This is a genomic window from Staphylococcus caseorum (assembly GCF_049943195.1).
Taxonomy (GTDB): domain Bacteria; phylum Bacillota; class Bacilli; order Staphylococcales; family Staphylococcaceae; genus Staphylococcus; species Staphylococcus equorum_A.
Map to the genome: position 1 here is coordinate 986,299 of NZ_JBNFUA010000001.1, position 24,254 is coordinate 1,010,552.

Sequence of the window (24,254 nt, forward strand, 5' to 3'; positions counted from 1 at the left end):
AACGCTTTAACATAGATTTTCGCTATTTCACATATGTCTAAATTGATTTTAAATAATTTTTTGATAATTTATGCTATAATATCTTTAGTATTACTCAAAACGGGTAATGTATATAATACTAATTTTTAGATTAGTCACTAACTATCATAAGTTAAGCACTTGTGAACCGAAAGGAGACTTTTATTATGGAAATAGAACTTTCAAATAATGCAGTGTCTTGGTTTAAAGAAGAACTTGAATTACCCGAAGGTGATAAAGTCTTACAATTTTTCGTTCGTTATGGTGGAGAATTTCAGTTGAAACAAGGATTTAGCCCTGCCTTTAGCGTAGACAGAAAAGATGAAGTTGAAATTGGTTACGAAAATAATTACGAAGGTTTAGACGTTGTAATCGCTGAAAAAGATTTATGGTATTTTAAAGATGATAATTTATTCATCGATATAAATGATAGTGTTGATGAAATTTCGTATACTACTAAATAATATATAGTTAAATTATTTTGAACTTAAGTTAATGTACAATCAGTGTTGATTATTATCTTTCTTCTATATAATATTGCTTACACAGTTGTATTTAAACTTTTAGATTCAAATGATTTATCATTAGTATAATTAAAGAAGCTTTCGAGATAAAAGAATTAAAGTTAAACAAGAAAAAGGATGATTTCTATTAAATAATATAGAAATCATCCTTTTTTATTTGTTTTATCATGTATCTTTTAATCAATACTTAACGAAAAGTATTATTGAGTTAAATACCTTGTACAAGCTCTAACGTTTCGCCTGCTTTATTTCTTTGATCAATATCAAGATAAGCTGCATGCCACTCTGGGAAATACTTATCTAGTCTAATTGGTTTAAAGTCTTCCTTTTTAATACAAGTTAAAGTAGTAGATCCTGTAGTCGCTAACTCGCCTACTTCATTAAAAATCTCATAACGATAAACATATCTCAATCTAGAGTATTTATCTACCCAAGTCTTAATTGTTACCTTTTCTGGATACGTGATGGATTTAATATATTTAATATCTATATCTGTTACTGGTGAGATAATACCCGCATCTTCCATGTCTTTATAACTGAAGCCCAATTTAGAAATATAGTCTGTTCGTGCGACTTCGAACCATGTAGGATAATTACCATGATAGATTACGCCCATTTGATCTGTCTCTTGATAACGTGATTCTATTTTTGTCATACTGTAAATCATTTTACGTCCTCTTTTCAAATACACATAGTCATTATTACACATTAAATATTAACATAAAAAAGGGAGCAGGACAGAAATCAACGTTTGATTTCATTTTTCCCACCCCCACAAGACTGATTAGATAAAGAAGTACAAGTGCTTAAGCTCTTGCAGAAGAACTTAAAACAAGTGAATTTATATATCAGACAGCTACTGTGTAATCTTTAAGTTATTAATTACTAGCTAATTTTTTTCTTAATACAAGTTGTAAGATACCACCATGGCGGTAATAATCCATTTCTACATTTGAATCAAAACGTGCAACTGCTTCAAATTCAATGACTTTACCATTTTCTTTTTTAGCTTGTACTTTAACTAAATCATGAGGTTTAACATTTTCATCAATATCAACTGAAATAACTTCAGTTCCATCGATGCCTAAACTTTCTGAAGACTCTCCGTCTTTAAATTGTAAAGGTAATACACCCATCATAACTAAGTTTGAACGGTGAATACGTTCGTAACTTTGAGCAATAACTGTTTTAACACCTAAAAGGTTTGTACCTTTAGCTGCCCAGTCACGGGAAGATCCCATGCCGTAGTCATTACCTGCTAATACTACTAAACCAGTGCCATCTTCTTTATATTTCATTGCTGCATCGTATATTGGCATTTGTTCACCTGTTGGCCAATACGTTGTGAATCCGCCTTCTGTACCTGGAGCCAATTCGTTTTTAATACGAATATTAGCGAAAGTACCACGGACCATAACTTCATGGTTACCACGACGTGAACCATATGAGTTAAATTGACGAATTGGAACATCATGATCCAATAAGTATTTACCTGCTGGTGTGTCTTTACCAATAGCACCTGCTGGCGAAATATGATCAGTTGTTACTGAATCTCCAAATTTACCCATAACACGTAAATTTTCAAGTGATTCAATTGTTCCAGGCTCTTTAGATAAGTTTTGGAAGAATGAAGGGTTTTGAATATAAGTAGATTCAGAATCGAAGTCATATAATGGTTTGTCTGTAACATCGATTTCGTTCCACATTTCATTATTATTGTATACCGTTGCATATTCTTCTTTGAACAATTCAGGTGTAACAACATTATCTACAGTATCTGAAACTTCTTTAATTGTAGGCCAAATATCTTTTAGATATACATCTTCGCCATCTTTGCCTTTACCTAGAGGTTCATTTTGTAAATCGATATTTACTGTACCTGCTAAAGCATAAGCAACAACTAATTGTGGTGAAGCTAAGTAGTTACCTTTAACTAAAGGATGGATACGTCCTTCAAAGTTACGGTTACCTGATAATACAGATGTAACTAATAAATCTTCTTCTGCTATAGCTTTTTCAATTTCTTCACGTAATGGACCTGAGTTACCAATACAAGTTGTACAGCCATAACCTACAAGGTTGAATCCAAGTTTATCAAGATAATTGTTTAAACCTGAATCATTTAAATAGCCGGTAACAACTTTTGAACCTGGTGCTAATGAAGTCTTAACGTATTCTGGCACTTCTAATCCTTTTTCTACTGCTTTCTTAGCAACTAGTCCAGCACCTAACATTACATATGGGTTAGATGTATTTGTACATGATGTAATTGCAGCAATAGCTAGGTCGCCCGTTTTCATTGTTGTACTTGAACCGTCTTTAAATTCAATATCAACAGTTTTATCAAATTCGCTCTCATCAAATCCGTGACCTTGGTTACCTGCTGGTGCAGTAACTGATTTTTGGAATTCAGTTTTCATATCACTTAAGAAAATTAAATCTTGAGGACGTTTTGGCCCTGCTAATGAAGCTTCAACAGTTGATAAATCTAATTCAACAACTTTAGTATATTCTGGTTCATCATCTTCTACTGTGAAGAACATGTTGTTTTCTTGTAAATATTTTTTAACAAGTTGGATTTGATCCTCAGAACGACCTGTTAAGCGCATATATTTTAATGCTTCTTCATCTACTGGGAAGAAACCACAAGTCGCACCATATTCTGGAGCCATGTTTGCAATTGTTGCACGGTCTGCCAATGGTAGATGTTGTACACCTGGACCAAAGAATTCAACAAACTTGCCAACTACGCCTTGTTTACGTAACTCTTGAGTCACACGTAAAGCTAAATCTGTAGCTGTTGCACCTTGTGGTAATGCGTTAGATAATCTAACACCAATCACTTCAGGGATTGGGAAGTATGAAGGTTGACCAAGCATTCCGGCTTCGGCTTCGATACCACCTACGCCCCAACCTAATACACCAAGACCATTGATCATTGTCGTATGTGAGTCAGTACCAACTAATGTGTCAGGAAACGCTACAGTTTCACCATCTACTTCACGAGCATGAACAACATTTGCTAAATACTCTAAGTTAACTTGGTGAACGATACCAGTTGCTGGTGGCACTGCACTGTAGTTGTTAAATGCTTTAGTAGCCCAATTTAAAAATTGATAACGTTCGTAGTTTCTTTCAAATTCTAATTTCATATTACGTTCTAATGCATCTGGATTTGCATAGCTATCAACTTGAACTGAGTGGTCAATAACTAAATCTACTGGTACTTCTGGGTTGATTTTATCCAAATCTCCGCCAACATCATTCATTGCTTTACGTAATGATGCTAAGTCTACAACAGCAGGAACCCCTGTGAAATCTTGTAGAATAACACGAGATGGTTTAAATGGTACTTCGCCTTCTGCACCTTTGTTAAAGTCAGATAATGCTTTGATGTGTTCATCAGTGATTACAAAACCATCTTCTTGTCTTAAAACAGACTCTAGTAATACTCTAATTGAGTATGGTAATTTTGATACTTTCGTTAAACCTTGTTCTTCTAACGTGTTTAAATCATAAAACGTATATGATTTTCCGTTAAGCTCAAACGATTTTTTCGCTTGTTGTTTGATATTAGAAGCCATAAAAATCCCCCTTGAAATTTATATTGATTATATGCCGTTATCTGAATTGTATAATTAAATGCAACTTAAAACAACTACATAATACTAGAAACCTATATAATTTAGATTTGATTTTTCAATCAGTATGTATAAGTATAACTTATCACTCTATGATTGTGTAATAAGTTAATGTTATCAATTGAGAATCATTATCACCTATATTTAATTATATATATAATTCTTTTTACTGTTTTGCTTATATTTTTTATTTATATTAAACGCTTTAACAAAAACTGCTCCTGCTTAATATTTAATCTTTTTGCGCACAAAAAAACTGGGGGTCCATTAGGATCCCCCAGTTAATTCACATTATTTTTCGTTTTTTTCATCGTCTCTTAACGGTTTACGTCTTTCAATAATATCATCTTCATATTCATCTTCTTGATGTTGTACATAATCTTGCAATCTATGTTTGTTAGGTGTCAGTGTTAAGCCTAAGAACTTACGCTCTTTGTTCGCATCTTTGTAGAATGAAATCATCATCATTATAACTACAAAGGAGAACGGCAAGGCACTTATAATGGCGGCACTCTGAATCGCGTTCAGTGCTTGTGCACCATCGCCCCCACCTGCAAATAATAATACGAAAGCAATTAATGACTGTGCAATACCCCAAGTGACTTTAACGTAATTCGAAGGATTTAACGAACCATATGTCGTTTGCATACCTAATACGAATGTCGCTGAGTCAGCTGAAGTAATAAAGAATGATGCAATTAATACCAATGCAATAATTGACAATATAATGCCCATAGGTATTTCGTTAAACACAGCAAAGAGTTGTGTTTCTACGGTCATATCGAATATTTCAGGATTTTTCTTACCAGTTTCAATACCTAGTACTCCAAATACACTGAACCAAACGAAACTTACTAATGCAGGCACTAAAAGTACACCAGAAATAAATTCACGGATAGAACGTCCTTTAGATACACGTGCAATAAATATACCTACGAATGGACTCCAGCTTAACCACCAGCCCCAATAGTAAAGTGTCCAACTAGACATCCATTCACTCTTTTGAGGGTTTAAAGCTGCTGTATCAAATGAGTTAAATAGGAACGAGTTCAATAGACTACCTGTTGAACTTGTCATCATATTTAAAATTAATACAGTTGGACCAATAATAAGTACAGCTACCATCAATATTAAACCTAAACTAATATTTAGATTACTTAAATATTGGATACCTTTACTTAATCCAGACCAAGCACTCATGATAAATAATATAGTTACAATCACAATAATAATTGCTTGTACCCATATATTATTTGGAATTCCGAATAAGTAATTCAAACCACCATTGATTTGTAATGCGCCCATACCAAGTGATACGGCAACACCAACAACAGTAGCAAATACTGCTAATACATCGATTATTGTTCCAATAGGACCTTCTACTTTATCACCTAAGATAGGTCGTAAAGTTCTAGAAATAAGTCCTGGTTCGCCTTTTCTAAATTGAGCATACGCAAGCGCTAATGCTACTACGCCATAAATTGCCCATGCGTGGAAGCCCCAATGGAAGAATGTTGCGCGTAAACCTTCAGTATACGCTTCAGTTGTTTTTGGATCTGCAGTTGGTGGCGCAGCAAAGTTAGCCATTGGTTCAGCCGCTCCATAGAATACAAGTCCAATTCCCATACCAGCACTAAATAACATCGCAAACCATGAAATTGTATTAAATTCAGGTTTATCATTCGGTTTACCAAGTTTCAGTTTACCGATTGGGCTAAATATTAGGAAAACACAGAAGAAAACAATGAACGTTGTAAGTATTAAGTAATACCATCCAAGTTTTTCTGTTATCCATAGTTTGATTGTATTTGTTACAGTGTCAAACTGTTCAGGCAAGAATGCACCTATAAGTACTACAATCGCTACGAGTATCGCACTATAGATAAAAACTGGAGATATTTTCTTACCACTAAGTCTATCGTTAGAAGAATTCATTAATAATAACTCCCTTTCTCATCTTATTTAATTTTTTAAAATCCTAAATAGAAAAATCACTATAAATTCTATTTTTATCTTTCGCCACGTATTAGAATAACAAACCCTAGTGTTAATATCAAATTTAGTTAAAAAAACTATTCTCTTTATTTAAAACTTATTGTATAATAAAATTTATATTTAATTAAGAGGTGTTATAAAATGTTGAAGGAATTTAAAGAATTTGCATTAAAAGGTAATGTCTTAGATTTAGCGGTAGCTGTAGTTATGGGTGCAGCTTTCAACAAAATTGTTACAGCACTAGTTGCATACATCATCATGCCTTTAATTGGCTTGATTTTCGGAACTGTTGACTTTGCAAAAAGTTGGACATTCATGGGCATCGAATATGGTATGTTTGTACAATCAATTATAGATTTCATTATCATTGCTTTTGCATTATTCATCTTTGTTAAAATTGCAAACACCTTAATGAAACCTGAAGAAGAAGAAGTCGAAGAAAACACTGTATTACTAACAGAAATCCGTGATTTACTACGTGAAAAAAATTAATAAAAAGCAATAAGCATTTGATATCCATTGCTTCTTACTACCAACTAAGTCTAACGATTTTGTTGGTATTTTTTATGCATGTTTACCGCAGACAAAGACTCAGCCTGTTGTAGTCTTTAAATAGCGTATTTCCTATATGGGTCAACCCAAAGCACCATCATTTTCTAATAATTCAACAACCAAAAAATATTGATGTATAACCAGTTTTTGGTTTCTTGAATGCTATTTTTGTTTTCAAACGAATGTCACTTCGTGGCTTACCTAAAGTTAAACGAGAAGTAGAATTAGTATTAATGGCAATAAATATAAGTAAAATAGTAACTCATCGAGCTACTAAAATGGATAAGCGCATAAAAATGGTGGTTTCTACTTTATTTCACGTAGAAACCACCATTTTTTAGTTCACTGTAAATCCTATGTCTCAGACTCCTCTATAATTATATTGGCAGTAGCTGACTCAATTGAAAATGTGCTTATATCATGCCTTTAAAGAACGACTACTTCATTTATGAAGATACGTAGTTCTTTAAAAGCGCTTCAGCTCTTGTATTCCATTTTATAGTCAACTTTGCCGGGCTGGGCTCATGCGATGAAATCTTTTTAGAAAAACTAGATTTCTGTACCAATCCCTTATTCAATTATTGCCTTTTAAATTGTGTAGTACTTTGATATTGCTCTGTACTAACTTCAAGTATTAACGGAATTCTTTGCTTAAGTTCACTTACGTGAGAAATAATACCTACCATTCTCCCTGTAGATTTCAAACTCAGTAATGTATCTAACGCTGTTTCTAATGTTTCTTGATCTAATGTTCCGAAACCTTCATCTACAAACATAGAATCTAAAGCAATTCCTCCAGACTCTTGTTGAACTACTTCACTAAGTCCTAATGCTAAGGCTAATGATGCTTGGAAAGTTTCTCCACCAGATAATGATGAAATATGTCGAGATTGATTCGAATGCGAGTCAAAAACGTCTATTTCAAGTCCACTGTAACCTTGTGATATTTGTTCTCTTCTTGTTAATTGATAGCGTTGCCCTGTCATCAATGCTAAACGTTGATTGGCTTGAGCAAGAATTCGTTCCAAGTAGTAAATTAATACATAGTTTTCTAACGTTAACTTTTGATCATTTTTACCTGACAATATTTCGGCTAATTGAAACACTTCTTGCTGTGCTTTCAATTCCTTTTCTAATGTTTCTATAATTGAATTAATCTCATTGATTTTCTTCTGATTAAAATCAATCTTATATTCATGTTGGCTTAATTCCGTAGCTATATTGTCTAATACTTGTTGCTTTTGTTGATAGATTTCTTTTAAATGTTGGCTATCTTCAAGTTTTTTATTTTTCGTTTCCTCACTAAGCTGTGTAATAATTAATTCTAATGACTGTTTCTCTTTATTGTAAGTATTGACCTCTGCTTCAATTTTATCTTTATCTGCTACTTTAACTATTGTTGCTTCCACCTGCTCAAATTGGGTGAAGCCAATTCTATCCATTTCTTCATCTATCTTCAGATTCATATTTTCCAATTCATTTTTTAATTCTTTTAAACTTGATTCTAAATATGTTTTACTATTTTCTTCAATAGACAGTTGTTGGTTATTATTTAGAATATTTTGTTCTAATTTATTAAAAACATTGTCATATTCTTTTATCTTTTCTAAATTACTTTCATAAGCTTTCACAAACTCAACAACATTATCAAATTCGGTGTTATGTTCGAAGTCATTTATAGTAATATCATTTTCTCTTAGAGTATGTTGCTTATTTTTCATATCTAATTCAAGCGTATGATAAGTTTGTTCGTTTTTTTGTAATTGCTCTTTTAATTGATTAATCTCTTCATTTTCTTTTTCTAAATTCTCTTTTTCATCATATTTATAATCAATACGCTTTTCAAGTTCATGATAATTCGTATTATTAAGCTCTTCTTGAGAAAATTTTTCTATTTGTTCATTTAAATAGTTTAATTCACTTTCACATTTTATTTTTTTCTCTTTTATATCTTTATGTTGTTCTTCTATTGCAGTTAACGCTTGATGTCTTTCCGTTAGTTCATCAAAGTCTAGATGTTGCTCAATTGAATGTACTTCATTTCCACAAACCGGGCATGTATCACCTGAATTTAATGCTGATTGAACTTTTGCAATAATATCCTTTTTATTGTTTAAATCTATATTCGTTTTGTCTATATTAGAGTATTTGTCATCTAATTGTTGAAGTTGCATATGAAATTTTTCTATATCTGTTAACTTCTGTTTTTTTCTGTTTTGTAAGCTTTCAAATTCAATTTTTTTGAGTTCATTCTGTTTTAACTCTTTGATTTCATTATTTAAATTGTAAATTTGTGCATTAAGCAATTCAACTTTTTTATAATCACTCTTACGATGGTTTAACTTCTTAGCGAGATCATCCAGTAGTTGCTTTTGTGTTTTAACCTTTTCTTCAAGTGTTTTATAAGCTTTATTTATTGTTTCACGTTGATGATATGCCTCTCGATATTTACTTGCTTTATCATAAAACAACTTACATTTTTCTACATACTTTCTAAAACCTTTTAATATGTCTGAAGACTGTAAATGTTTTTCGAGTTGTTTTTTATTTTTATGTGACTTATCTTTGAGCGTATTAATCGATTTTTCTTTTTCTTCGATATCTTTTATTGATTTTTCTTTTTTTAAAGTTAACGTTTCTTTAGACTCTAACAAATTAGCTAACGGTCTTACTTCATAAATTTCATTTAATAGTTTGATTTTCTTTTTGATTTCGTCATCAACTAAAAGTAACTGTTCATATTGCAGTTGTTTCTCTTTAAGCTGCGTTAATGCTTCTTCAAGTTTTAAATTGTAATTTAAATTATTTTCTGCCGAGGTCACTTCATCTTTATATTTACTCTTTTTTTCTTTTATTTCTTGTTGTATTTTTCGTGCTTTTTCTTTAAATTCTGGTAATACTTCCATAATTCGATTTGTTTGTCTAGCATTGATTGTTTTATATTCAGTTAATAGTTCATCGTTAAATGTTTCAATATCATGCCAATTATTTTCTAACATATTGAATCTTTTTTCAATTTGTTCTCTAACTTCTTTTACGTCGTTACTCAAGTGTTTCTGTATTTCTTCAAAACGCTGACTATTAAAAAGTGTCCTTAAAATTTCTTGCTTCTCTGAGCTTTTAGATAGTAAAAATCTCTTGAATTCTCCCTGAGGTAATATAAAAAGTTGTCTGAATTGCTCAGCGTTTACGCCTAATAAATCTCTGATAAATTGATTACCCGTATTTATTTTACTCTCTCTGAGATTATATTCATTGTCTTCGTATTGGTATATTGCTAACTGGCCTAGCGTTTTATTTTTATTACCTTCTTTAATAAATGCACCTTGTCTCACAATCTTAAAAATATGGTCTCTTAGTTTAAATTCAAATTCTACAATCATAGGTGTCTTGCTATCTGCAAAATGACTTCTTAAATCACTCTCTTTTCTATCTTTAGTAGACGCTTCACCAAAAAGTGCATACACAATTGCGTCAAAAACCATTGTCTTACCTGATCCAGTTTTACCACTGATTAAAAAAAGTTGATTATCTTTTACGTTATTAAAATCTATCATTTCTTTTAAGAAAGGTCCGAAATTATTTAAATTTAATGTTAAAGGTCTCATTTATTCAGATCCTCCTTCGAGTAAATCATTTAACACCTTAGCTACTGTTTTACCTTGAGTTTGTGTTAGTTCTTCATCAGTAATATTTTTATAGAATTTATCAATTATCGTTTCATCATCTAATTTTTGAATTTCATAGTTATCTTGATGAATGTGTGCACTAAAATCAAAAGTCTGGTTTGTAAGTGCTAATGTATTAGGATAAATTTGTTTTAAATGTACCATTGGATCACTGACATGAGACATATGTTTTAATTTGAAGTGTAAATAATTATCTTTATCTTTTACCTTTAATTTTTCTTGTATCGCGTCTTCGTAATCGCCTTCTATAACTTCTAATTGTCTTAAAGGCGCAATCGGTATGAATTTCTCTTTAATTGTATCTTCATTAATTTCAATGGTTCTATACCCTTTAGGTTGATTCACTTCAGAAAAAGAATATTGGAGTATAGATCCACTATAGCTTATAAAATCAGAATCTATGCTAAACGGATGGTGTAGATGACCCAGCATAACTCTATCAAACTGTTGAAACGAATCAACTTCTACAGATTCGACTGTCCCTATAGATAAAGGTCTCTCTGATTCTGAACGCACACCACCTTGTACAGTTAAGTGACCAATAAGAATATTGGTATTATTCTTATTTATATTATTACTCATATATTCAATAGATTTACTTAAAGCTTGTTGATAAGTTTCTATCGTATTATCTTTTAAAAAGTGTTGAGTTTCATTAATTGTTGCAAACGGTAACGTATAAAAATCTATAGCTCCAATTGAAATAGGTGCATTCATATCTTCAAGTTTTGTACGTATATATAAATTTGATTTTTCAAACCACTTGGAACCATAGTTTAATCGTTCTTTACTATCATGATTACCGCTTATCATAATGAGCGGAATGCCCATCTCTAGATTTAAAGTATCAATTGTACTTTCTAATAATTGAATCGCATCTTTATTCGGATAACTTGTATCATATAAATCACCGGCAATCACTATGACATCCGGTTGTTCATTGTCCATCGCTTCTATAAAACGATTTAAAATATACGCTTGGTCTTCTAATAATGATTTACCGTTTAAAATTCTGCCTAAATGCCAATCGGCTGTATGTATTACTTTCATTTTAACACCTCTAATAGAACGTTTGTTCGTATTTATATATTATAATATTTTTACCACTAAGACAAGTATAACCATAATGGCGATGAGACAAAAAACTAATTTTTCTAATAAAATTTTGTCATATGACTCCAGATCACAAAGATGACTATAAAAAAAGACAATAGCTTCAGCTCTTATATAAGAACTGCTTATCTTCATAAATGAAGAACTAATGCTTTAAAAGTTTCATATAAAGGAATTTTCACTTCTTTCAACTGCTGCCAATATAACAATTGAGGCTGAGACATGTATTTATGCCCCAGCCTCTCCAAACTATTGAATTAACGTGCTTTTAAGCTTTTTATATTTATATAACATCGCTAAACGCCAAGGAACAATCATAGAAAAACCAAGCAAGAAAAACATGCCACCAATTTCTCCTGGATCTATTTTATTGCTAATAAATATTTTAAGTAATGTACGTATTAACAGTAGTGAAATAAGAATGATAGGAAAAGCTTTAGAGCGCTTCATATATATTTCACTGCCCTGAGTTTCAAATTTAGATGTCCATATTAAAATTGTAGAAAACGCTATACCTAAAATAATACATTCTACAATTTCAAGACCAGTTAATCTAAAATATGGAACAACGTACATTAAAGCACCTGTTGCCATAAAAAATGGTGGTAATATAATTTTCTTTTCATTAACTGGAAAATTTTGCGCTTTCATTCGCACAAAGATAGCACCTAGTCCCATTATAAAAGCGAAAATTATAGAAATTACTAAATATAACACACTTACACCTTCTTTAAATTTCTATAAGATGATATTTACTTTCGATAGTATATCACTTAACAAAATATTAATCAGTATTTTTAATTCGTTTTCAACTATTTTATCGTTTCTAACATTACATAGTATATATTAGCATTTTTAAATTAAGTAAATAACAACTATCAATATCTTTTCCCTCTATAAATAATAAATTTCTTATACTAAATATGCTTAACATCTATGCGAATAATATAATTTTTTCTATTGTTTTATTCTTGGGAAAGTGAAGTGCTATGACTAAAGCTTTGTGAGACTAAAAAATCTAAAACATACACCATAAAAAATGCCAACAAAGTCGTTAAGACTTTGTCGACAATGTGAATGAACCTTGGTAAAGGTTTATTCTATCATTTTTGCTCTATTGCACATGTGAATTAACACATGCTGATAATGCATCATTTAGTGTATATCTAAGATAATTCATATCATGAATTTGCATTGCGTTATGATATTTCTTAAAAGCTTCATCGTTCGGAAAGTTAATGTGCATATTAGCTAGTCGATCTAATACTTCTCTGTCTTCCATGTCATAAGCATCCTTCACTTATCGATACCTCCCTTATATATACACAATTATAACAAAAATCATATCACAATCAAATATTTTCTGAATATTTGAAATATAAATCTCACATTTTAATTATTGAATACTTTAGGGTTCGCGACATAAATCCCTTGATAAAACTATCATTCACTTTGAAATTATTTAATATGCCTAAGGGTTTAATGTTTTAATCTTATTGTTAAAAAATAAAGATTCAAACCAATTCACTTATTGGCTCGAACCCTTTATAGAACATTATTTTGTTTTTTTCATTTGATCTTGTTGATTTTTGTTCATCATTGTCATCATTTGATTTATTTTCTTTTGAGATGGTTTTTGACCCATTTGCATCATCATCATACGTAGCATCTCTTCGTTAATTGGTGGGTTCTTTTTAAGATAATCCATCATATATTTTCTTGCAAGGAAAAATCCACCGACTAGTCCTAGAATTAGTGCTAACACGATTAATAAAATTGCTAACCAAGTTGCCATTGTTTCACCCACTTTCCTATCCTAATGAATTTTACTAAAATTGGTGCTCCTTTTCAAGAGCAATTCAATTAATATATATTTTTTCAACCTTATGTATTATATCAATTACAAAATCAATTTGTAAATATAAGCTATGCTTTATATCTAATAATAAAAATTGGTATGAGAACTTTCGCTCTCATACCAACAATTTAAATAATTAATTATATTAATTAGAATGTTTGTATTTGATTCAATACGTTTTCTTTAGTGAAACCATATTTTTCAATTACTAAATCGCCAGGCGCACTTGCACCAAATCCATCAATTGCGATGACTTTGCCTTGTGTGCCGACATATTTATGCCAACCAAGTGGTGAAGCCATTTCAATAGCTACACGTTTTGTAATTGATGATGGTAATACTGATTCTTTATACTCAGCAGATTGTTGATCGAATGCATTCCAGTTAGGCATTGATACAACACGAACGCCTTTACCTTGTGCTTCTAAATCTTTTGCTGCATCTACAGCAAGATTAACTTCAGATCCTGTTGCTAATAATAAGAATTCTGCTTCTTTATCAGATTCAAACACTACATAAGCACCTTTACGTACGCCCTCTTCAACTGTTTCTTTTGGTAAGTCCATTGTTGTAAGGTTTTGACGCGTTAATACTAATGATGTTGGTGTACTTTCTGATTCTAGAGCTACTTCCCAAGCCACACGTGTTTCGTTACCGTCTGCAGGACGAATCACATTCATATTAGGAATCGCACGTAAACCAGCTAATTGTTCGATTGGTTCATGTGTTGGACCATCTTCACCAACAGCAATTGAATCATGCGTAAAGATGAATGTTGAATTTAAGCCCATGATTGATGATAAACGAAGTGCTGGTTTTAGGTAGTCACTGAATACGAAGAATGTTGCACCGTATGGATGTAATCCTCCATGTGCAGCCATACCATTTACTGCAGCTCCCATTGCGAATTCACGCACACCAAACCAAATATTTTTGCCTTCTGGTGTATCTTTGTCAAAATCAGCCGCATCTTTTACGTTTGATTTGTTAGAACCAGCTAAGTCCGCTGACCCACCAAAGAATGAAGGTACTGTTTTACTTAACGCTTGTATTACTTCACCAGAATCAGCACGAGAAGCACCACTATGGCCAGCTTCGAAGTTTGGTAACTCATCTTTATAATTTACTGGTAATTTACCACTAATAGCTAGTTTAAATTCTTCAGCTAAATCTGAGTACTTACTACTATATTCTTCAACAAGTTTATTCCATGCTTCTTCGTTTTCGTTAGCACGTTTTAGCATAGTTTGTTGGAAAATTTCATATACTTCTTCAGGCACATTGAAACGTTTTTCAGGATCTAAACCATAATTTTCGAAAGCTAATTTTCTTTCGTCTTCACCTAATGGCGCACCGTGCACACCATGAGAAGCTTGTTTGTTTGGTGCACCATAACCAATAATTGTTTTAACTTCAATTATTGTAGGTACATCATTAGACTTCGCTTCCTCAATTGCTTTATCAATTGCTTCGATATCATTACCGTCTTCAATTAAAATATGTTTCCAACCGTATGCTTCGAAACGACCTTTAACATCTTCAGAAAATGCTTTATCTAAATCACCATCTAAAGAAATATCATTTGAATCATATAAAACAATTAGTTTATCTAATTGACTATGACCTGCTAATGAAGCAGCTTCATGTGAAACACCTTCCATTAAGTCACCATCAGAAGCAAGTACATAAGTATAATGATCTACAACTTGTGCGTCATCTTTATTAAATTTACCAGCTAAGTGTTTTTCTGCCATTGCCATACCAACTGACATAGCGAAACCTTGTCCAAGTGGACCTGTTGTTACTTCAATGCCATCCGTATGTCTAAATTCAGGATGACCTGGTGTTTTAGAATCCCATTGTCTAAATTGTTTTAGCTCTTCTAATTCTAAACTACCTGAAACATGTAATAAACTGTATAATAACGCAGACCCGTGTCCCGCAGATAATACAAAGCGATCTCTATCAAAGAAATCTTTTGATTGGGGGTTAAAGTTTAAATGACGCGTCCATAAAGTATAGGCCATAGGAGCTGCGCCCATTGGTAATCCAGGGTGACCTGAGTTTGCTTTTTCAATAGCATCGATACTTAACGCTCTAATCGTATCTATCGCTAATTGATCTTTTTCTATATTCATCTAACATGACTTCCTTTCTTCTAGCAAGATTCAATACCATTATACATTATTTTTCTTCTATTTAACAAAAAATTGATTTAGTTTTTATCTTCTTTGTCTTTAGAATCTAATATTTTTTTCACTTTATTAGGTGTAACATCATTTCCTTCTGAATCAATAATTCTAGTACTTTCAATTTGTTGCTTGAACTTGCCTCTAAATTCGTCTAAATAAGCTTTGCGCAACTTAGATTGCTCTTTGGCTTCAATTTGAGTAAGTCCCTGTTCTTTTTTCTTCTTTGCTAATTCATTAATACGTTCTAAATCTACGCTACCCTTGTTAGCCATAGTTAACCTCCGTAATTTATAATCTAGGAAAAATATAACAAAAAAGTGAGCGAAACTAAATCGTTTCGCTCACTTTATCCCTATTTACTATTAACATACTTGCTTTCCCAAATCACTTCTATTTAAAAAATTATTTAACCGCTGCTATAACCGGTTGTTGTTCGTGTTCGCTATTCTCTTCGATTTTCACATTGTATTGTTCGCTTTGTGCTGGTTCATGCGTTATTTGATGATCGGTCATTTCGTACGTCTGTTCTGATTCTGCATTGTTATGTGCACTTAAAATAAATAATGTGCTTAATAGCATCGTAACAAGTAACACTGTTACATACGCTTTTATTTGGTGTTTATATATTTTCAACATTAATAGCCACTCCTAGAACGTTTGTTTGTATTTACACCTTACCAGAACACTTGTTCCGAGTCAACAAGAAACGAACAAACGTTTGTAATATATATATATGCATGCTATAATAAAAACAAATTAATCTAGGGAGTGCCTACTATGAGAGAGTTAACAAAGCGACAAAGTGAAATTTTCGAATATATAAAACAAACAGTTCATTCAAAAGGATATCCGCCAAGTGTAAGAGAGATTGGTGAAGCCGTAGGATTAGCATCAAGTTCTACAGTGCACGGTCATTTATCAAGATTAGAAGAAAAGAGTTATATAAGAAGAGATCCTACTAAACCTCGTGCAATTGAAATTGTATCAGAACAATTAGGTGATACTTTAAATATGGAAGAAACTATTCATGTTCCTGTAATCGGTAAAGTAACAGCCGGTATACCGATTACTGCCGTAGAAAATGTTGAGGAATATTTCCCGTTACCCGAACACTTCACTTCAACTCATAATAGTGATATTTTCATTCTCAATGTCGTTGGAGACAGTATGATTGAAGCAGGTATCTTAGATGGCGATAAAGTAATCGTTAGAAGCCAAACAATCGCTGAAAATGGAGATATTATTGTTGCTATGACTGAAGAAAATGAAGCTACTGTTAAACGGTTCTATAAAGAAAAGACACGTTATCGCTTACAACCTGAGAATAGTACAATGGAACCTATCTATTTAGAACATGTAACTGTATTAGGTAAAGTTGTAGGCTTATTTAGAGAAATGTAATTATAAATTGAATCCTTTAAAAACACTCTCACAAAAATAAGAGATTGAGCAATGAGCTCAACCTCTTATTTTTTGTCTTTTTTATCTAAGACTTCTTTTACTTTTTCAAGTATATCTTCTGTTTTATCTTTTTTATTTGTTGTCATAACTTATTCATCCTCACAAATTATAAGATACCCTCTTATAACAATCAATAAACACTATCCACTGTAATTTTCAGTCCAATAAGGTTGTCTATCTTCATTAAAGTCGACACCTACACCTAATGTTTTGAATTCTTTTTTTAGTATGTTCTTTCTATGTCCCAATGAATTCATTAAACCTTGGTGTGCATAAATGCTACTTGTTTGACCATAAGCTAGATTTTCACCTGCTGCATTAAAATCATGACCGTCAGCTTCTAATCTGTCGAATGGTGAATCACCTGATAAATTATCATGATCAAAATAATCATGCTCTGCCATATCTACACTATGTTTTCTAGCAGTATCAGAAATACTATCCGAATAATTTAACGAGGCTAAATCACGTTGGACTCTCTCAGCGTTTACTAAATCAAAGTTTTGTAATTCGAAACTTTGCGCTAACCCTTCTGATGGTGCAGCGTATTGTTGTTGTAAGCGGTTTTCCATTTTTTCACTAACTTGTAAAAGTGCAGTTAAGTTATTGTTCTCATGTTTGTCGTAAAAAGCTGTTGTATAAATCTGATCATCATGGAAATTGTCGAATTCGTCATCTTGCACATCAAATTTTACATGACCTTTTTCTTTTTCAGTAATAGGTTCACCTAATCTATCTCTAACGACTTCTTTGGGTGTTCCATATTTAATTTTTGATTTTGATGAAATCACATTCTGATTACTATAAAGTGCATTTACTTTATCATCAATGTAACTCACCATCACAAATGATCTATAATCACCAGAGTAGTAAGTATGCCAATTTGTACCGTACTCATTAGAAGTCACACGTTGTGCGTCTCCTAACTTTTTGTCAACTTCATCTTTAGTCATGTTCATTTGAATATTATTCACAGCAAATTCTTGTTCACTCGGCACTTTCAACGCATCATCAGAAGCAGATTGTTCAGATGTCCAACCATCTACTTTTGATTTAAACTGTTGTTGTAACGATGTCATAGGAGTTGTTTCTTTGATTGGAACGACTAATACTATGATTAACAAAACAACTATATATAATAAAATTTTTCTGATTTTATACACCCACTATAAAACTAGTCTCTATCACCATTAAAAATAGAGTTTCTAACAATTACATAATCCACTTTTCTTAATGCATTCAAATCTTTGCCACCTGAATACGAAATTGAACTTTGTAAATCTTGTTGCATTTCTATTAAAGTATTCAATAAAGAACCTTTGTGTTCAACAAACATTTTTTTACCTTCAACATTTTTGTGTTCGCCTTTTTGGAATTCAGAAGCACTACCAAAGTATTCTTTATACATTTTACCATCTAATTCAACAGTTTCGCCAGGAGATTCTTCATGAGCTGCAAATAATGAGCCCACCATTACCATTGATGCACCAAAGCGAATTGATTTAGCGATATCACCATGTGTTCTGATACCACCATCAGCGATGATTGGTTTTCGTGCTGCTTTACTACAATGGTTGAGTGCTGATAACTGCCAGCCACCAGTTCCAAAACCAGTTTTAATTTTAGTAATACAAACGCGACCAGGGCCTATACCTACTTTCGTAGCATCTGCACCGGCATTTTCAAGTTCACGAACGCCTTCAGGTGTGCCCACATTACCAGCTATTACAAATGTCTCTGGAATATGTGTTTTTATATGTTTAATCATATTAATGACTGAATCTGAATGACCATGTGCAATATCAATTGTAATATAGTCAGGGATTATTTTTTCTGCTGCTAATTTTTCAACAAAACCGAATTCACGTTCTTTCACTCCTACAGAAATAGATGCGAACAAACCTTTATCTTGCATCCTTTTAGTAAATGGAATACGAGCCTCTTCGTCAAATCTGTGCATAATATAAAAATAATTATTTTCTGCAAACCATTCTGCTAATTCTTCATTCATCACTGTTTGCATATTTGCTGGTACTACCGGCAATTTAAAGTTTCTTGAACCAAATTTAACAGTTGTATCACATTCAGAGCGACTATCAACAATACATTTATTTGGTATCAGCTGGATATCTTCATAATCAAAAATTTTCATAATTTAACAAACCCCTAACATTTTTAATAAAACAATAATATAATGGTAAGATTTTCATGATGATTTTAAATATTATATAAGGAAAATACATGTTTTTACATCAGATTCCGAACAATAACTTTTTAATTTATCTTAACCAATTGATAATATACATTGTTTTACTATAAATGTAAACGAACTTGGGTCGTATTTACCAACTTGATTTTTTAACACCTGGAATTTGTCCTTTATGTGCATATTCACGAAAAGCAATTCTAGACATTGCAAATTTTCTATAAACACCTCTAGGTCTTCCAGTAACTTTACAACGACGTGTTAATCTTGTTGGTGAGGCATCTCGTGGTAATTTTCTTAAAGCTTCATAATCTCCTTTAGCTTTCAATTCTTGACGTAATTCATAATACTGAGCGACTAACCGTTCTCTTTTTTGTTCTTTTGCTATTTTTGATTTTTTTGCCATTAATGTGTCTCTCCTTTTAAATCGTAATCATTTCGTTTTAAATCATAACACATCTATTTAATTAATCAAATAGAAAGTTCTAAATTCAAATCTTTATTACAATTTGTTTGAATGAGATAATTCGTATTTTCTTTAATGTATATATTTTTAGAAAAGTAATTGAAATTGAATAATTTATATGATAGAATTTTAAAGCGTAATCATTCCTGTTAAGAAAGAGGTGTCAACTTTGCGCGTAAATATTACATTGGCTTGTACTGAGTCTGGCGAGCGTAACTATATTACTACTAAAAATAAACGTAATAATCCTGAGCGTATAGAACTTAAAAAATTCTGCCCAAGATTAAACAAATATACGTTACATCGCGAAACAAAATAATATGATGTTAGACCTTATCTTTTGAATACGACATATTTAAAAGTAATACAGAACTTAAATGATTTGTTAAGTTCCAGAAATAAAGGTGTTTCCGTAATGGAGACGCCTAAGAACGGAGATAGGGAGTGGGACAGAAATCTAATTTTTCTAATAAAATTTCGTCGTCCCACCCCGGCACAGCTGACTAGAACTGAAAAAAGCTTGATATAAGCGCATTTTCAATTCAGTCAGCCACTGCCAATATAAAAATGAGCCTGAGGACATGTGCTATGTCCCAGGCTCTATTTTTTTATAATCATTTTTATTGAGAATATCTTTTTTGTTTATTTCATTATCTATAGTCTTTTCATAATAGGGCTGCGTTTATTTTTATTTGAAATCTTAAATTTGATTAGATCATCACACATAAATAAACCCTTTTGCCATGCATTCCATAGCTTTCAAATCTTATAGGTCATTAATAAGTGTTAATTAACATTTTACAACTTAATTGTCACTTTTAAATTTTTACGCAGTCTTCTAATCAACCGTAAAACATCTTATAATAGTATAAGTATCTATTATTGGAGGAGAATTTTATGGAAAATCGCCACATGTCAGACGAGCAGAAAAGTCATATCATTAATTCAATAACGACAAAAACAAAAGACAAAAGTATTTGTAATTGTGAACATCCCAAAATCGAGATTTTAAATGGGCATTATTTCGCGCCCTTATTAACAGCTTCATTAGGAAATGATGCAACGCCGTTAATTGCACTAATGTGCAATAATTGCGGTAAACTCCATTTTTATTCACAAAACTTTTTAGGAATTAAAACGAGATAACATAAAAAGGTAGCCTCCATTATATTGGAAGCTACCTTTAATTATAAATTCTGCTTTAAGGTTTTAAAAATCTTAAAAAGTTAATACCCATCATATTAACTTAGTCTGCTACTTCTAAATCTACATCATTGATATCAATACCTAATGCATTCGCCACGCCTTTACCATATTCACTATCAGCTTTGTAACAGTGACGGATATGACGGTGTTGAACTTCTAATGTAGTACCTTGCATTTCATTTCCAGTATTTACAAATATACGCTCTTGTTGCTCTTTAGATTGTAATCTAAACAAGCGACCTGGTTGTTCGAAGTAATTGTCATCATCTTGTCTATAATCATATTCATATGCTTCGCCTTCAATTGGTAATCCAGGTTTTTTAAATTGTGGTTGATCTTCAAAAGAACCATCACTATTTGGATAATAGTGTGTGCCACCGCCTTGATTATTATCTAAAATTCTCATTTGACCATCTCTACTGAATGGACAAATATTTTCAACACCTACACCTTTAGGTTGGTTTACTGGAATTTGCCAATGGTTAGCACCCAGTCTGTAACGTTGTGTATCACCATATGAGAATAAGCGGCCTTGTAACATTTTATCCGGTGAAAAATCTAATCCTGGAACAATGTTTGTTGGCGCAAATGCAGCTTGTTCAACATCTTGGAAGTAGTTATCAGGGTTACGGTTAAGTTCCCATTCACCAACTTCAATTAGCGGATAATCACCTTTATACCAAACTTTAGTTAAATCGAATGGATTATCTTTATGATTTCTTGCTTGCTCTTCAGTCATCACTTGAATATATAATTTCCATTTTGGATAATCTTTATTTTCGATTGCTTCGAATAAATCACGTTGTGATGATTCTCTATCGTTAGCAATAACGCTTGCTGCTTCCTCAGGTTGTAAGTTTTCAATGCCTTGTTGAGTTCTGTGATGGAATTTCACCCATACACGTTCACCTTTGTCATTGTACATTGAATAAGTATGAGAACCAAAGCCATGCATATTTCTAAAACCTTTTGGAATCCCTCTATCTGACATCAAGATTGTTACTTGATGTAATGCTTCTGGTAACGAAGTCCAAAAGTCCCAATTGTTTTGCGAACTACGCATATTAGTTCGTGGATCACGTTTTACTGCGTGGTTAAGACTCGCGAATAATTTAGGATCTCTAAAGAAGAATACTGGTGTGTTATTACCTACTAAATCCCAGTTACCTTCATCCGTATAAAATTTCAAAGCAAACCCACGGATATCACGTTCAGCGTCTGCTGCCCCACGTTCTCCAGCTACCGTTGAAAAACGTGCAAACATTTCTGTTTGTTTCCCAACTTCTGAAAAAATACTTGCAGAAGTATATTTTGTAATATCATTTGTTACTGTGAATGTACCAAATGCTCCAGAACCCTTCGCATGCATGCGTCGTTCTGGAATAACTTCTCTATCAAAATGAGCCATTTGCTCTAAAAAGTACCAATCTTGCATTAATAGTGGTCCTCTAGGTCCTGCCGTCATACTATTTTCTCTGTCCGAGACTGGCGCACCAAAAAGGCTTGTCAATTTTTTATCATTACTCATAAAAATTCCCCCTCGATTTTCTAAATAATAATAATTATTATCTAGCACTTATTTTAATGTAATATGATTTTAAAAGCAACAAAGTATCATTGAAATATGTGAAAGTTTTCTAAATATTTAAATATTTTATGAATTTTAAGTCATAAAAGGCATTGCTTGTATCACTTAAAAGCATTAAAATGGACTGTATATATAAAATTCAATAGATTATAGGAGATTTTTTATGGCACAAAATAATATGAATCGTGGTCTTAACTCTCGACATATTTCAATGATAGCAATAGGCGGCGCCATTGGTACTGGTTTATTTGTAGCAACTGGGAATGTTATATCTCAAGCTGGTCCAGGCGGCGCAATATTGGCGTACTTGATTATTGGCGTAATGCTATATTTCTTAATGTCATCTATCGGTGAATTAGCTACGTTTTATCCTGTTTCGGGGTCATTCAGTTCATACTCTACCCGTTTCGTGGATAGTTCATTAGGCTTTACGATGGGTTGGTTATATTGGGCAATATGGTTACTCGTAACGAGTGTTGATATCATTATATCTGCAAGCGTACTTTATTATTGGGATGTATTTCAATTCTTCTCACCAATGACGTGGAGTATTATCTTTTTATGTTTACTCTTTTTACTGAACATTTTTTCAGTTAAAGCTTTTGGTGAAACAGAATTTTGGTTATCACTTATAAAAGTTATCACAATTGTTGTATTTATTGTGATTGGTGTATTAACTATTGTTGGTATCTTAGGTGGTAAAACATATGGTTTAAGCAATTTCACAAGCGGAGAAGCACCCTTTGTTGGTGGAATTTCAGGCTTCTTAGGCGTATTACTGGTCGCAGGTTTCTCAGTTGGTGGTACTGAGGTTGTTGCTGTAACGGCTGGAGAATCCTCCAATCCGCATCGTTCAATGCCTAAAGCAATTAAACAAGTATTTTGGAGAATTTTATTATTCTATGTATTATCAATAGCTGTCATATCAGCAATTATTCCTTATACTGATCCAATGTTATTGAACAAAAGTGAATCAGTAGCGCAAAGTCCATTTACAATTGTATTTGACCGTGTAGGTATTGCATTTGCAGCATCTGTAATTAACGCTGTAATTTTAACTGCATTATTATCTGCAGCGAACTCAGGTATCTATACTACGAGTCGTATGCTATTCTCAATGGCAGAAGATAAGCAAGCGCCAAGATTCTTAGGTAAATTAAATAAAACTACAAAATTACCAATGGCTGCACTTTTTGTTACTTTTATCATTGTATTAGCTATAATTATTATCGCCCAATTCAAATCTGATATTATTTTTACATTACTTAATATCATTGGTTCTTTAGTCATTGTAATTTGGGGATCCAGTATTTTAGCACAAATAAGATTACGGTCAGCAATTAAAAAACAAAATAAAAATCCTGATGATGTACTTCCTTATAAAGCACCATTTTACCCATTAGGACCTATCATTGTAATTCTTGCTTTACTATTCTTATTTGTTGGAAATTCATTTGGTGCTGTAATGGCTGGTGATTTCGGAGCATTATTCCGAAATATTTTCCCTATGGTGATTTTAGCTATTGTTTACTTTAGTCATAAGTATTTCAAAAAAACTAAAATTGTTAAACTTGAAGAGTTGGATTTAAAGAGTCACGATTACAGTTAATGTCTTAGCATTGATGCACTGAAGCAATTATTTGTTTCTTGGGTCAATGCTTTTTCTTTTATAATAAATCGTGTTTATTGAATTCAACACATATTCAAATCTATAAGGCGATGATATTTTCAGTTGAAGAGAAATA

General features: G+C 32.2%; 21 protein-coding genes. 6 read left to right on the plus strand and 15 right to left on the minus strand.

Annotated features, from left to right (window positions below):
- Positions 1-185 precede the first annotated feature (185 nt).
- Complete coding sequence (locus tag ACP3TL_RS05085) at positions 186-482, plus strand: HesB/YadR/YfhF family protein (RefSeq protein WP_069815759.1); 297 nt, start codon at positions 186-188, stop codon at positions 480-482.
- Between the two features lie 268 nt (positions 483-750).
- Here the strand turns inward: ACP3TL_RS05085 and menI are convergent, their stop codons facing one another.
- The 3 genes from menI to ACP3TL_RS05100 all read right to left on the minus strand — a co-directional run bounded on the left by menI (position 751) and on the right by ACP3TL_RS05100 (position 6,118).
- Entirely contained in the window at positions 751-1,209 is a 459-nt protein-coding gene (gene menI / locus ACP3TL_RS05090; protein ID WP_069815760.1) for a 1,4-dihydroxy-2-naphthoyl-CoA hydrolase MenI, read from the minus strand.
- A 211-nt stretch (positions 1,210-1,420) separates the two neighbouring features.
- The gene (gene acnA, locus ACP3TL_RS05095; protein ID WP_069815761.1) at positions 1,421-4,126 is read right to left on the minus strand and encodes an aconitate hydratase AcnA; all 2,706 of its coding nucleotides are present in this window, start codon (positions 4,124-4,126) and stop codon (positions 1,421-1,423) included.
- A 348-nt stretch (positions 4,127-4,474) separates the two neighbouring features.
- The gene (locus ACP3TL_RS05100; protein WP_069832150.1) at positions 4,475-6,118 is read right to left on the minus strand and encodes a glycine betaine uptake BCCT transporter; all 1,644 of its coding nucleotides are present in this window, start codon (positions 6,116-6,118) and stop codon (positions 4,475-4,477) included.
- Positions 6,119-6,319: 201 nt separating this feature from the next.
- Here ACP3TL_RS05100 and mscL point away from each other — a divergent pair, with 201 nt between their 5' ends.
- Positions 6,320-6,670, plus strand: coding sequence for a large conductance mechanosensitive channel protein MscL (gene mscL, locus ACP3TL_RS05105; RefSeq protein ID WP_069832151.1), 351 nt, complete (start codon positions 6,320-6,322; stop codon positions 6,668-6,670).
- A gap of 638 nt (positions 6,671-7,308) precedes the next feature.
- On the opposite strand, the gene sbcC is transcribed toward mscL, so the two are convergent.
- From sbcC to sosA, 8 genes are all read right to left on the minus strand, one after another.
- Positions 7,309-10,338, minus strand: coding sequence for an exonuclease subunit SbcC (gene sbcC, locus ACP3TL_RS05110; protein ID WP_069832152.1), 3,030 nt, complete (start codon positions 10,336-10,338; stop codon positions 7,309-7,311).
- A complete protein-coding gene (gene sbcD, locus ACP3TL_RS05115) occupies positions 10,339-11,469 on the minus strand; it encodes an exonuclease subunit SbcD (protein WP_285325653.1) in 1,131 nt (376 codons plus the stop codon). It abuts the gene before it with no gap.
- Positions 11,470-11,781: 312 nt separating this feature from the next.
- Entirely contained in the window at positions 11,782-12,249 is a 468-nt protein-coding gene (locus tag ACP3TL_RS05120) for a CcdC family protein (protein WP_002507699.1), read from the minus strand.
- A gap of 397 nt (positions 12,250-12,646) precedes the next feature.
- Positions 12,647-12,832 carry a hypothetical protein gene (locus ACP3TL_RS05125; protein ID WP_057512104.1) on the minus strand — a complete coding sequence of 62 codons (186 nt, stop codon included), beginning with the start codon at positions 12,830-12,832 and terminating at the stop codon, positions 12,647-12,649.
- A 255-nt stretch (positions 12,833-13,087) separates the two neighbouring features.
- Positions 13,088-13,327: a YneF family protein gene (locus ACP3TL_RS05130; RefSeq protein WP_021338794.1), complete on the minus strand. Its 240-nt coding sequence runs from the start codon at positions 13,325-13,327 to the stop codon at positions 13,088-13,090.
- 212 nt (positions 13,328-13,539) lie between these two features.
- Entirely contained in the window at positions 13,540-15,528 is a 1,989-nt protein-coding gene (gene tkt, locus ACP3TL_RS05135) for a transketolase (RefSeq protein WP_069815888.1), read from the minus strand.
- A 77-nt stretch (positions 15,529-15,605) separates the two neighbouring features.
- Positions 15,606-15,854 carry a DUF896 domain-containing protein gene (locus ACP3TL_RS05140; RefSeq protein ID WP_069815891.1) on the minus strand — a complete coding sequence of 83 codons (249 nt, stop codon included), beginning with the start codon at positions 15,852-15,854 and terminating at the stop codon, positions 15,606-15,608.
- Between the two features lie 130 nt (positions 15,855-15,984).
- Positions 15,985-16,218 carry a DNA damage-induced cell division inhibitor SosA gene (sosA, locus tag ACP3TL_RS05145; protein WP_069832154.1) on the minus strand — a complete coding sequence of 78 codons (234 nt, stop codon included), beginning with the start codon at positions 16,216-16,218 and terminating at the stop codon, positions 15,985-15,987.
- A gap of 141 nt (positions 16,219-16,359) precedes the next feature.
- On the opposite strand from sosA, the gene lexA reads away from it, so the two are divergent.
- On the plus strand, positions 16,360-16,983 hold the full coding sequence (lexA, locus tag ACP3TL_RS05150; RefSeq protein WP_069832155.1) for a transcriptional repressor LexA: 624 nt from the start codon (positions 16,360-16,362) through the stop codon (positions 16,981-16,983).
- Between the two features lie 200 nt (positions 16,984-17,183).
- Here the strand turns inward: lexA and ACP3TL_RS05155 are convergent, their stop codons facing one another.
- The 3 genes from ACP3TL_RS05155 to rpsN all read right to left on the minus strand — a co-directional run bounded on the left by ACP3TL_RS05155 (position 17,184) and on the right by rpsN (position 19,655).
- Positions 17,184-18,206: a CAP domain-containing protein gene (locus ACP3TL_RS05155; RefSeq protein ID WP_285325651.1), complete on the minus strand. Its 1,023-nt coding sequence runs from the start codon at positions 18,204-18,206 to the stop codon at positions 17,184-17,186.
- Positions 18,207-18,217: 11 nt separating this feature from the next.
- Entirely contained in the window at positions 18,218-19,195 is a 978-nt protein-coding gene (gene guaC / locus ACP3TL_RS05160; RefSeq protein WP_069815898.1) for a GMP reductase, read from the minus strand.
- A gap of 190 nt (positions 19,196-19,385) precedes the next feature.
- Positions 19,386-19,655 carry a 30S ribosomal protein S14 gene (gene rpsN, locus ACP3TL_RS05165; protein ID WP_069815900.1) on the minus strand — a complete coding sequence of 90 codons (270 nt, stop codon included), beginning with the start codon at positions 19,653-19,655 and terminating at the stop codon, positions 19,386-19,388.
- Positions 19,656-19,884: 229 nt separating this feature from the next.
- On the opposite strand from rpsN, the gene rpmG reads away from it, so the two are divergent.
- On the plus strand, positions 19,885-20,034 hold the full coding sequence (gene rpmG / locus ACP3TL_RS05170) for a 50S ribosomal protein L33 (RefSeq protein WP_002507773.1): 150 nt from the start codon (positions 19,885-19,887) through the stop codon (positions 20,032-20,034).
- 578 nt (positions 20,035-20,612) lie between these two features.
- On the plus strand, positions 20,613-20,861 hold the full coding sequence (locus ACP3TL_RS05175; protein WP_069815902.1) for a hypothetical protein: 249 nt from the start codon (positions 20,613-20,615) through the stop codon (positions 20,859-20,861).
- A gap of 100 nt (positions 20,862-20,961) precedes the next feature.
- On the opposite strand, the gene ACP3TL_RS05180 is transcribed toward ACP3TL_RS05175, so the two are convergent.
- Positions 20,962-22,449 (minus strand): catalase, encoded by a 1,488-nt coding sequence (locus tag ACP3TL_RS05180; RefSeq protein ID WP_069815904.1) that lies wholly within the window; start codon positions 22,447-22,449, stop codon positions 20,962-20,964.
- 223 nt (positions 22,450-22,672) lie between these two features.
- Between ACP3TL_RS05180 and ACP3TL_RS05185 the strand changes: the two genes are divergently transcribed.
- A complete protein-coding gene (locus ACP3TL_RS05185) occupies positions 22,673-24,118 on the plus strand; it encodes an amino acid permease (RefSeq protein ID WP_069815906.1) in 1,446 nt (481 codons plus the stop codon).
- Positions 24,119-24,254 lie beyond the last annotated feature (136 nt).